Origin of the sequence: Trebonia sp., assembly GCF_049794275.1 — a bacterium.
Taxonomy (GTDB): Bacteria; Actinomycetota; Actinomycetes; order Streptosporangiales; family Streptosporangiaceae; genus Trebonia.
Genome location: NZ_JBARCR010000404.1, coordinates 1 through 10,128, shown reverse-complemented (window position 1 = coordinate 10,128; position 10,128 = coordinate 1). Strand labels below are relative to the sequence as shown.

12 protein-coding genes are annotated in these 10,128 nt (G+C 71.1%); 6 read left to right on the top strand and 6 right to left on the bottom strand.

Annotated elements, in window-relative coordinates; translation table 11 throughout:
- The first annotated feature begins 54 nt into the window (after positions 1–54).
- Together meaB and WA805_RS11050 are read left to right on the top strand one after the other, a co-directional pair.
- The gene (meaB, locus tag WA805_RS11055; RefSeq protein WP_422289768.1) at positions 55–975 is read left to right on the top strand and encodes a methylmalonyl Co-A mutase-associated GTPase MeaB; all 921 of its coding nucleotides are present in this window, start codon (positions 55–57) and stop codon (positions 973–975) included.
- Between the two features lie 10 nt (positions 976–985).
- Positions 986–1,495, top strand: a complete 510-nt coding sequence (locus WA805_RS11050) for a MarR family winged helix-turn-helix transcriptional regulator (protein WP_422273495.1) — start codon at positions 986–988, stop codon at positions 1,493–1,495.
- Here WA805_RS11050 and WA805_RS11045 read toward each other — a convergent pair.
- Positions 1,492–2,907, bottom strand: coding sequence for a hypothetical protein (locus WA805_RS11045; protein ID WP_424560966.1), 1,416 nt, complete (start codon positions 2,905–2,907; stop codon positions 1,492–1,494). The genes WA805_RS11050 and WA805_RS11045 overlap by 4 nt on opposite strands.
- Complete coding sequence (locus tag WA805_RS11040; protein WP_422273499.1) at positions 2,897–3,466, bottom strand: RNA polymerase sigma factor; 570 nt, start codon at positions 3,464–3,466, stop codon at positions 2,897–2,899. Before WA805_RS11040 ends, WA805_RS11045 begins: the two co-directional genes overlap by 11 nt.
- Before the next feature lie 324 nt (positions 3,467–3,790).
- On the opposite strand from WA805_RS11040, the gene WA805_RS11035 reads away from it, so the two are divergent.
- Positions 3,791–5,467 (top strand): acyl-CoA mutase large subunit family protein, encoded by a 1,677-nt coding sequence (locus tag WA805_RS11035; protein WP_425242295.1) that lies wholly within the window; start codon positions 3,791–3,793, stop codon positions 5,465–5,467.
- Here WA805_RS11035 and WA805_RS11030 read toward each other — a convergent pair.
- Entirely contained in the window at positions 5,464–6,084 is a 621-nt protein-coding gene (locus WA805_RS11030) for a helix-turn-helix domain-containing protein (RefSeq protein ID WP_422340421.1), read from the bottom strand. The two genes, WA805_RS11035 and WA805_RS11030, sit on opposite strands and share 4 nt — an antisense overlap.
- A gap of 85 nt (positions 6,085–6,169) precedes the next feature.
- Here WA805_RS11030 and WA805_RS11025 point away from each other — a divergent pair, with 85 nt between their 5' ends.
- Positions 6,170–6,826 (top strand): SAM-dependent methyltransferase, encoded by a 657-nt coding sequence (locus WA805_RS11025; RefSeq protein WP_425242294.1) that lies wholly within the window; start codon positions 6,170–6,172, stop codon positions 6,824–6,826.
- A 7-nt stretch (positions 6,827–6,833) separates the two neighbouring features.
- On the opposite strand, the gene WA805_RS11020 is transcribed toward WA805_RS11025, so the two are convergent.
- Both WA805_RS11020 and WA805_RS11015 read right to left on the bottom strand, forming a co-directional pair.
- A complete protein-coding gene (locus WA805_RS11020; protein ID WP_422279135.1) occupies positions 6,834–7,226 on the bottom strand; it encodes a type II toxin-antitoxin system VapC family toxin in 393 nt (130 codons plus the stop codon).
- On the bottom strand, positions 7,223–7,627 hold the full coding sequence (locus WA805_RS11015; protein ID WP_422340422.1) for a type II toxin-antitoxin system Phd/YefM family antitoxin: 405 nt from the start codon (positions 7,625–7,627) through the stop codon (positions 7,223–7,225). The genes WA805_RS11020 and WA805_RS11015 overlap by 4 nt, the downstream gene beginning before the upstream one ends.
- 134 nt (positions 7,628–7,761) lie before the next feature.
- Here WA805_RS11015 and WA805_RS11010 point away from each other — a divergent pair, with 134 nt between their 5' ends.
- On the top strand, positions 7,762–8,715 hold the full coding sequence (locus WA805_RS11010) for a tetratricopeptide repeat protein (protein ID WP_422326262.1): 954 nt from the start codon (positions 7,762–7,764) through the stop codon (positions 8,713–8,715).
- On the opposite strand, the gene WA805_RS11005 is transcribed toward WA805_RS11010, so the two are convergent.
- Positions 8,712–9,284 (bottom strand): TetR/AcrR family transcriptional regulator, encoded by a 573-nt coding sequence (locus tag WA805_RS11005; RefSeq protein ID WP_422279141.1) that lies wholly within the window; start codon positions 9,282–9,284, stop codon positions 8,712–8,714. The genes WA805_RS11010 and WA805_RS11005 overlap by 4 nt on opposite strands.
- Before the next feature lie 135 nt (positions 9,285–9,419).
- On the opposite strand from WA805_RS11005, the gene WA805_RS11000 reads away from it, so the two are divergent.
- Complete coding sequence (locus tag WA805_RS11000; protein WP_422279143.1) at positions 9,420–9,959, top strand: cupin domain-containing protein; 540 nt, start codon at positions 9,420–9,422, stop codon at positions 9,957–9,959.
- The last annotated feature ends 169 nt before the right edge of the window (positions 9,960–10,128 follow it).

Here is a 10,128-nt window from a genome sequence, read left to right as displayed (position 1 = left end):
GTGCGGCGGCGGCGGCCAGGGTTCGGCCCTGCTGCTGCGGGTCCCGTGACAGCGCTGGACACAGACAGCCTCGCCGACCGGGTAAACGCCGGGGACGCGCGTGCCCTCGGCCGGGTGCTTTCGCTGGTTGAGGACGGGGACGAACGGGCCCGTTCGGTGATAAAGGACCTGAAGCCGCCGGCCGGCGCACGCATCATCGGGCTGACCGGCGCGCCAGGCGCCGGCAAGTCCACCGTCACCGGCGCGCTGGTCAGGGCCTTCCGCGACCGCGGCCTCAAGACGGCGGTGCTCGCGGTGGATCCCACCTCCCCGTTTTCCGGCGGCGCGCTGCTCGGCGACCGGGTGCGGATGCAGGAGCACGCGACCGACCCGGGGGTGTTCATCAGGTCGATGGGCAGCCGCGGCCAGCTCGGCGGGCTCGCCGCCGCGACGCCGCAGGCGGTCCGGGTTCTCGACGCGGCCGGCTACCAGGTGATCTTCGTCGAGACCGTGGGCGTGGGCCAGGCTGAGGTGGAGGTCGCGTCGGCCGCGGACACGACCGTCGTGCTCGTGGTGCCCGGCATGGGCGACTCGGTGCAGGCGGCGAAGGCCGGCGTGCTCGAGGTCGCCGATGTGCTCGTGGTCAACAAGGCCGACCGGCCGGACACTCAGGCGACGGTGCGCGACCTGCGCGCCATGGTGGCGCTGGCGACCGACGACTGGAAACCGCCGATCGTGACCACGGTCGCCACGGCTGGCGAGGGGATCGACGAGCTCGTCAGGCAGCTCGACCGGCACTGGACATGGCTGGCGGACAGCGGCGAGCGGGACCGGCGGCGGCTGGCCAGGGCGCGGGACGAGGTGGCCGCGCTGGCCTTCGGCGCGGTCCGCGACAGGCTACGGGTACCCGACGAGCTGGCGGCACGGGTCGCCGACGGCACCTGCGCCCCGCACGAGGCGGCTGAAGAGGTGCTGGCCATCGTGCTGGGTGCGTAATGTGTGCCCTGTGCGGAAAGCGCTTGGCCTGCCCTTTGACCCCATCGACCGCGCGGCGCGGATCTGGGAACACCGATTCGGACCGTCGTCGGCGATGGCGGCGGTCACCTCCATCATGCGCGCTCAGCAGATCCTGCTGGCCGAACTCGACGCGATCCTCCGCCCGTACGGGCTGACCTTCGCCAGGTACGAGGCGCTTGTCCTGCTGTCGTTCAGCCGTGCCGGGGCGCTGCCGCTGAGCGTCATGGGCGAACGGCTCATGGTGCACCCGACATCCGTGACCAACACGATCGACCGGCTGGAGGCGCAGGGCATGGTGGTCCGGCGGCCGAACCCGGACGACGGCCGGGGCCGGCTCGCGGAGATCACCGAGCGCGGCAGGGACGCGGTCCGGGTAGCGACCCGCGACCTGATGACCGCCGAGTTCGGCATGGGCGAGTACTCCGAGGCCGAGCGGGCCGACCTCTTCGCGCTGCTGCGCGGGCTCCGGCTAACGGCCGGCGACTTCCTCCAGGACTAGTTGCCCGGCGTGATCGTCGTGCGCGCCGCCCACCTCTGGCCGCCGTCGAAAGTCATCCAGATCTCATGCAGCGAGGCGTTGGCCGCCAGCGCCACGCCCTGGTCGTTCGTCGTCATGCCGACGTAGCTGAAGCCGCCGTCCGGCGCACTGGCGACGCTCGCCTGCTTCCACTGCACGGCGCCCGCGGGCAGCACGTAGATCCCGCTGGCGGTGGTTAGCGCCAGCGTTCCTCCCGGCGTCGCGGTCAGCGAGGTGACGCCGGACGGGGCGGTCACGGCCGACCATACGGTCAGCGGCTGCGGAATCCAGGCTGAGCCGCCGGTGGACGACGCGGACACCTGGAAGGCGCCGGCCACGTCGCACGCGACGTCCACGGTGCCCGAGTTCACCAGGGCAAGGAAGGCCCCGGCGGGCAGCCCGTTCGACTGGGCCGCACCGGGAAGGCACCCGGTCGCGCCCGCCTTCTGCCACCCGCCGTCGAGCGGGCCGGAGTACAGCGTCCCGTCCGGGCCCAGGAGGTATCCGGTCGCGGACGTGAGCGCGAGCACCGCCGACGTGGCGGCGCCCCCGTAGGAGAGCCCGGTCGTCGCGCTGCCGACTGGTGTCCAGTTGTCGCTGCTCGCGGTCGTGGTCATCAGCGTGTAGCTGGTGCAGTCGGCGGCGAATCCGGTCGACGCGCCGCCCGAGCAGGTGGCCCACAGCGCGAACGCCCGGTCCCCGGCGGTCTCCAGGTCGGTGACCCGGGCGCCGCGCGTGTCAACCTGGTTCCACGTCTTCCCCGCGTCGTGCGTTGCCCATAGCTCGGGGCCGAACGCCCAGCCGCTCGTCCCGTCGAGGAACCTGATGCCGCTCACGCCCTGCGCGCCGCTCGGGCCCGTGGTGGCGGGCGCGGGACCGCCATGCCAGGTCTTGCCCGCGTCGTTGGTAAAGGCGATCGACGTGCAGATGTACGGGTTGCTCTTGTTGGCGCAGGTGCCCGGCGTTCCGGCCTGGCCGATGACCCAGGCGCTGCTCGTGCTCACGAACGTGACCGAGACCGGCTGAAAGTTGGGCGGCACCGGGCCGTAGGCGGGGGCCGCCAGGCTGGGCGGCGTCGTCGGCGGCTTGGGCGAGTACCTGGTCGCCGTGCCGTTCGGCTGCTCGCCGCCGCTGGCCGTCGGCGACGACTGACTGCCTGCCGCGCTGCCCGCCAGCGGGGTGGGCTTGACGTTCAGCGAGAGCAGCGGCGGGGTGGCGATGACCGCCGCGGCCACCACCGCGGCGGCGGACACGACGGTGACCGCCAGCTTGCGCATCTTCCGGCGGCGCGCCCGGCGAGTGACCAGCTCGAAGGTGCCAGGCGGTGGCGGCAGGGGCTGGACCTGCTGATCCAGCCAGCTGTCGAGGGGATCGCGCTGGTCGTTATCCGGCATCGGCCGCCCTCCCCTCGCGCTCCGCCAGCGCCTCCTTCAGCTTCGCCCTGGCATGGTACAGGTCGGCCTTGATAGTGCCCTCCGGCCGCTTGAGCAGCGCCGCGATCTCCTTGATCCCGAACCCGGCGTAGTAGTGCAGCAGGAACGGGTCGCGCAGCCGGGCCGGCAGCCTTTGGAGAAGCTCCCGGACGTCGACGTCCTGCGCCGGGTCGGAGAACGGCTCGGCTTCCGTGTTCGCGGTCACGGTGCGCATCGCACGGCGTTCTCGCTCTAGCTTGCGCCAGTGGTCTCGCACCAGGTTCGTCGCGATCATGTACAGGTAGCTCTGCGGGTTGTCCAGCTTGGTGGGGCTCGTCCACTTGGACAGCAGCCTCACGAACGCCTCGGACGCGATCTCGTGCGCGGTGTCATCGTCGTCCACCAGCCGCCGCACCCAGCCGGCCAGCTTCGGGTAGTTGGCCGCGAACAGCTGCTCCGCGAGCACGCGCCGGGCGCCGGTGCCAGTGCCAGCGGCAACGGTGGCGTAGGGGCCGGTCTCCGCGCCCGCGTCCGTGCCCACCGGTCCTCCCTGCGTCCACGTCGCCCGCGATAGCCGTACTGAAGCCGTCGCGGCTAGCGCACCGCCAGCGCCACCGAAGCCGATGCCGTCATCAACTGGTGGCGCATCCCCGAGGATATTCGTGGGGTACTTCAATGGTTACCACACCTTCGCAGCGCCGTGGCAGGACCAACGCGCCTGACCTCCCCTTTAGACGCCGCACCCGGCCCCCTGGTTGGACCTAGCCCGTGTTTGGTTGGAGTTAGCCCGTGTTTGGTTGGAGCTACACTGAAGCCGGGTAGATAGTAGGACGTCCTACTAATTCCGAAGTTCCAAGGGGGGACTGTGGCCGAAGACAGGTCCGAAGAGAGCCAGACTGGGCGCCAGCGCTGGCGGCGCGGCTACGAGCAGGCGGCCAAGCGCGAGGCTGACTTCACCACTCTGTCCGGCCTGGACGTCGACCCGGTCTACGGGCCGCCGGACGACCAGGAGCCGCCGGACCGGATCGGCTGGCCTGGCGAGTTCCCGTTCACCCGCGGCCTGTACCCCACCGGCTACCGGGGCAAGCCGTGGACGATCAGGCAGTTCTCCGGGTTCGGCAACGTCAGGCAGACCAACGAGCGGTACAAGATGCTGCTCGGCGCCGGCGGCGCCGGCCTGTCGGTGGCGTTCGACATGCCGACGCTGATGGGCCGCGACTCCGACGAACCGCGGTCGCTTGGCGAGGTCGGCCACTGCGGCGTCGCCATCGACTCGGCCGCCGACATGGCGGAGCTCTTCGACGGCATCCCGCTGGACGAGACCACCACGTCGATGACGATCAGCGGCCCGGCCGTCCCGGTCTTCTGCATGTACCTGGTCGCCGCCGAACGTCAGGGCAAGGACATCGGGAAGCTCGACGGCACCCTGCAGACCGACATCTTCAAGGAGTACACCGCCCAGAAGGAGTGGCTGTTCGCTCCCGAGCCGCACCTGCGCCTGATCGGCGACCTGATGGAGTTCTGCAGCCAGAACATCCCGCGTTACAAGCCCGTCTCGGTCTCCGGCTACCACATCAGGGAGGCCGGTTCGACGGCCGCCCAGGAGCTCGCCTTCACCCTCGCCGACGGCTTCGGCTACGTAGAGCTCGGCATCTCGCGCGGTCTGGACGTCGACCAGTTCGCGCCTGGCCTGTCGTTCTTCTTCGACGCGCACATCGACTTCTTCGAGGAGATCGCGAAGTTCCGTGCCGCCCGCCGGATCTGGGCCCGATGGCTCCGCGACGTCTACGGGGCGAAGACACCGCGCGCGCAATGGATGAGGTTCCACACTCAGACCGCCGGGGTGTCGCTGACCGCCCAGCAGCCGCAGAACAACGTCGTCCGCACCGCCATCGAGGCCCTCGCCGCGGTCCTCGGCGGCACCAACTCGCTGCACACGAACGCGCTCGACGAGGTGCTCGCACTGCCCAGCGAGGCGGCCGCGGAGACGGCGCTGCGCACTCAGCAGGTGATCATGGAGGAGACCGGGGTGACCGGCGTCGCCGACCCGCTCGGCGGCTCGTGGTACGTGGAGGCGCTGACCGACCGGATCGAGGCGGAAGCGGAGCAGGTCTTCGCCAAGATCCGCGGCATGTCGCCCGACGGGTCGATGACCGGCGGCATCTTGCGCGGCATCGAGAACGGCTGGTTCACCGGCGAGATCGCCGACGCCGCGTTCGAGTACCAGCAGAAGCTGGAGAAGGGGGAGAAGCACGTCGTCGGCGTCACCGGCCACACCGCGACCGTGGGCGGCGAGCTGGAGATCCTGCGGATCAGCCCCGATGTCGAGCGTGCCCAGGTCAGGGAGCTGGCCGCCCGCCGCGCCAGCCGCGACCAGGCGGCCGTCGACCGCGCGCTCGCCGCGATGGCCGCCGCCGCCCGCACCGACGCCAACCTCGTGCCCCCGATGCTCGAGGCTGCCCGCGCGGAGGCCACGCTAGGCGAGATATGCGGCGCGCTGCGCGCCGAGTGGGGCAGCTACTCAGAACCGGCGGCTTTTTAGGATTTTCCCGAACGGGCCCGTGGCGTCTCCCCGCCGTCCCGCTCCACCGGACCCGCGCGAACGTGCACGCGCTCGCCCTGCGGGCCGAACAGGCTGAGCAGCTCGACGGCCCCGGGCCCGGCGGCGCCGAACCAGTGCGGCACCCGGGTGTCGAACTCGGCCGCCTCGCCGGACGTGAGCACCACGTCGTGCTCGGCGAGCACCAGCCGGAGCCTGCCGTCGAGCACGTACAGCCATTCGTAACCCTCGTGGCTGCGCGGGTCGGGCACCCGCCTGCTGCTGCCGGCCGGAATGACCAGCTTGTAGGCCTGCAGGCCGACGGGCCTGCGGTTCAGCGGATAGTAGGTCATCCCGTCCCGCCGGAAGGAACTCGGCCGCACCCGGGGGTCAGCCACCGGCGCCGTCACGATCTGGTCCAGGCTCACCTGGTAGGCGCGGGCGAGCGGGAGCAGCAGTTCCAGCGTGGCCCGGCGCTGGCCCGACTCCAGCCGGGACAGCGTGCTGACCGAGATGCCCGTCACGGCCGACACCTCGGCCAGGCTCGTGCCACGGTCCTGCCGCAGCGACCGCAGCCGCGGCCCGACTGTGGCGAGGGCTTGATCTGTCTCGTCGGTCATCTGGTCATTTTGCCATATCGGCAACCTAATTTGCCAACCTGCGCTCGGCCGTGCATCATGGCGGCGAAGCCTGAGGAGGAACGCGATGAGCGGTCATGACCATGGTCCTGAGATGTTTGACGCGGCGTTCTGGGACGCCAGGTACAGTTCCGCGCACGCGCTGTGGAGCGGGAACCCCAACCATCACCTGGTCGCCGAGGTCGGCGGCCCGGCCGGCCTCGCACCGGGAACGGCACTGGACGCCGGCGCCGGAGAGGGCGCCGACGCCATCTGGCTAGCGGAGCGCGGCTGGCAGGTCACGGCCGTGGACGTCTCAGGCGTGGCGCTCGGCCGGGCGGCCGAACACGCCGCCAAGGCCGGCGACGAGGTGGCCGCGCGCATCCGCTGGCTGCGCGAGGACCTGATCGAGTGGACACCGCCCGGGCGCGCCTATGACCTGGTGACGTCCCAGTACATACACCTGCCGGGGGCACTGAGGCACACCTTCTTCGCCCGGCTGGCCGCGGCCGTCCGTGACGGCGGGACGCTGCTGATCGTCGGTCACCATCCGATGGACCTGGACACTACGCTGCAGCGGCCGAACCATCCCGAGCTCCTCTTCACCGGCGACGAACTCGCCAGCGAGATCGGCGGGGACGGGTGGGAGATCGTCACGAACGTCACCGCGGAACGGGAGACCACCGACCCGGACGGCCGGCCCGTCACGGCTCACGACACCGTCTTCCGCGCCCGCCGCGTCTGACCGTGCGTCAGGAGGGGCTGTCGACCGGGAGGCCCGCCTCCCGCGCGGCCTCGAGCAGCGGCTTGTCGTAGGCGACGAACGACACCAGGTCGCGCCGGATGGCCAGCGCGGAGGCGAGGTGGATCGCCCCGGCGGTGCCGAGCCCGGCGGGCGGCAGGGTCGCCGCGGTTTCGAGCACGTCGTCGCGGAGCGCCACCCGGCCGATCCGCCGGATGATCCGCTGGCCGCGGGGGATCGCGCCAGGCTCGGCGAGCCAGATGGCCCGCAGCACCTCGGCCCTGTGCAGGGCGCTGGACACCAGCGACTGGTCCGCGCGCTCCGCCAGCCAGCTGGCGAGCGCCTCCGACTCGGGCTCGGTCAGCGCGAGCTTCACGAGCGCGGAGGAATCGAGGTAGATCACGACTGTGCCTCGCCCTCGTCCACGCGTGCCTGGCGCAGCCGCTCGCTCGCGCTGGGCCTAGTGCCCCGGGCGCCCCGCCCGGGCGACGCCGGGTACGGGTCGACGTCGAGCACGCTGCCGGACTCTTCGGCCCGCTCGACGACGCCGGCCGCGATCCAGCGCTCGAGCGGGCTGTCCGGCTGGCGCACCGGGATCATCTGCGCCACCAGGCGGCCGCGGTTGGTGATGTCAACCGTGTACCCCCGCTCCACCAGGTCGACGTAGACGCTCGCGTGCTGGCGCAGCTCCCTGATGCCGATCCGCCGCGGCACGCTCGTGGACGCGTGATGGACCGGGTCTCCGGAGTAGCCCAGGTCCGGGTTCAGCGGCTTACCCCGGCGCCGGTCGCCCTTCTGTGGCATGAGCCGAGTGTAGCACACGACATGCTACACTCGGTGCCGCGACACGCCGGCATGTCGCTCGGGAATGAGCCGGGCGCCGATGTCGCTGACGCCTAGTGCACAGAGCGCAATGAACATGGGGCAGGATAGAAGTTATGCAGCAGCCGCGGGATTTCTCCATCTACGGTGCCGTTGACCTCGGCGCGCGGCAGGCCGCCGCGCAGCGCAGGCAGCAGGCGGCCAGGGCCGCCGAGACCGGCGAGTCAGGCAGCGAGGCGTCGGCGTTCGTGTTCGACGTCACCGAAGAAACCTTCAACACCGACGTGGCGGAAAGGTCCCGCACCACGCCGGTCATCGTCGACCTGTGGGCGGACTGGTGCGGGCCATGCAAGCAGCTCAGCCCGGTGCTCGAGAAGCTTGCCAACGAGGCGGCCGGCGCCTGGGTGCTCGCCAAGATCGACGTGGACGCGAACCCGCGGCTCGCCCAGGCGTTCCAGGCGCAGTCCATTCCCATGGTCGTCGCGATCATCGGCGGCCAGATGGTGGACGCGTTCCTCGGCGCGATGCCCGAGTCCCAGGTGAGGCAGTGGCTGACCCAGGTGCTCGCGGTGGCCGATCAGGTCGGCGTCGGGGCCCCAGGAGCGGACGGCGTTCCCGGCGCCGACGGCGCGGACGACCTGTCGGCCGTGGATGACCTGCCGCCCGCCTACGCCGAGGCGCAGGCCGCGATGGAAAGCGGCGACATGGACACCGCGACGAGCGTCATCGAGAAGGCGCTCGCCGAGACCCCCGGCGACCCGTTGCTGAAGAGCTGGCTCGCCCAGGCGACCCTGATCAAGCGGGTCGGCGGCTACGATCAGGCCGCGGCGCGCCGCGACGCCGCCGCGAGCCCGTCCGACGTCGAAGCGCAACTGCGCGTCGCCGACATCGAGCTGGCCAGCGGCCGGACCGAAGAGGCCTTCGACCGGCTGCTCGGCGTTATCCGGCGCACGTCGGGCGACGAGCGCAACACGGCGCGCGTGCAGCTGCTGAGCCTCTTCGACATCTTCCCGCCGGACGACCCGCAGGTGAAGCGGGCCCGCAGCCAGCTAACCGCGCTGCTCTTCTAACGGGGGGAGCTTAGGCCGGCGAGGTAGGTGCCGAGCAGGCGGCGGCATGTCGCGTCCCAGGCTGGCCCGGAGCGGCGTGGCTGAGCGAGCAGCGCTCCGAATGTGACGACGTCCTGCGGGGTAACGTCGCGGGTGATGGTGCCGTCTGTCCGCCCGCGGTCGATGATCTGCTGAATTATCCCGTGGACCTCCTCGCGGAGTAGGCGTGTCCTGTCCCATGTCGGGGACGGTCCGCCGTGCAGCGGCAGCACGAGTTCGTTGCGCTGGCTGATCGCCGCCTCGATGAACTGCCGCAGCGCCTCGGCGCCGGTCGTCCCGTCGTCTGCTGCGGCCCTGGCGTTGGCGAGTACCTGCTCGAACGACGTGTGGGTGAGGTACCCGAGCAGGTCCTCGCGGGTGGGGAAGTGACGGTAAAGAGTGCCGATGCCAACTCCCGCATCGGCGGCAATCGTTGCCATGGGCACGCGCGGGCCTTCTCGGTGCAGTGCCGCGGTGGCGGCCCGGACGAGGGCCTGGTGGTTGCGGGCCGCGTCGCTGCGCGGCTCCCGCAAGCTGTCGTGGGCCACCATGTCTTCATTCAACCCCCCAGACGACCCGGCTGGCATGCGTGTTACGGTGAAGCGGACGAAATGCTCCGTTTCCGAGCTTCTTCGACGAGCTCGCCCGCTGAATGCCAGCCGACCATCGCACCACGAGGAGACATCATGCCCAACCAGCCGAACACGGTTCCGCCCGACAACCTGTCACGCAGGCTCACCGTCGCGCGGCCCGACGAGGATCAGAGCCTCCCGCACATCGGGCTTGTCGGCGACACCTACACGATCCTCGTGACCGGCCGCGACACGGAAGGCAAATACACCCTCATCGACATGCACGTTCCGCCGGGCGGCGGGCCGCCTCCGCACCGCCACGACTTCGAGGAGATGTTCACCGTCCTTGACGGAGAGGTCCGGGTGACGTTCCGCGGGGAAACCACCGTCGCGCGGGCCGGGCAGACGGTCAATGTGCCGGCCAACGCGCCGCATTCTTTCACCAACTCCGCCGGCACGCCGTCACGGCTCCTGTGCCTGTGCGCGCCCGCAGGCCAAGACGAGTTCTTCACCCTGGTCGGCCAGGCAGTTGCCACCCGGACTGAGGCGCCGCCGCCGCTCAGCCCGGACGCACAGGCGGCGTTCATCGCGAAGTCGAGGAACCTCGCCCCTCGGTTCAAGACCGAACTGCTGCCGCCGCCCGGTGATGACTAACAGGAGCTCGCCCGGCCCGCGGCTGTCTAGCGGGCGCGCTGAGTCGCCGGGTCTTCGGCGAGCTGCTCGAGGGCGGGGAGCGCGGTCGCCAGGGCGGCCCGCTGCTCCGGGGTCAGCCCCATCAGGGACTGCGTGAGCAGGGCGGTGCCCTCCGCGCGCAGCCGCTCGA

Coding starts and splice junctions, on each gene's coding strand:
- WA805_RS11015 (WP_422340422.1), bottom strand. CDS start 7,627: ATGCCACAGAAGGGCGACCGGCGCCGGGGTAAGCCGCTGAACCCGGAC.
- WA805_RS11010 (WP_422326262.1), top strand. CDS start 7,762: ATGCAGCAGCCGCGGGATTTCTCCATCTACGGTGCCGTTGACCTCGGC.
- WA805_RS11030 (WP_422340421.1), bottom strand. CDS start 6,084: ATGACCGACGAGACAGATCAAGCCCTCGCCACAGTCGGGCCGCGGCTG.
- WA805_RS11025 (WP_425242294.1), top strand. CDS start 6,170: ATGAGCGGTCATGACCATGGTCCTGAGATGTTTGACGCGGCGTTCTGG.
- WA805_RS11000 (WP_422279143.1), top strand. CDS start 9,420: ATGCCCAACCAGCCGAACACGGTTCCGCCCGACAACCTGTCACGCAGG.
- WA805_RS11045 (WP_424560966.1), bottom strand. CDS start 2,907: ATGCCGGATAACGACCAGCGCGATCCCCTCGACAGCTGGCTGGATCAG.
- WA805_RS11005 (WP_422279141.1), bottom strand. CDS start 9,284: ATGGTGGCCCACGACAGCTTGCGGGAGCCGCGCAGCGACGCGGCCCGC.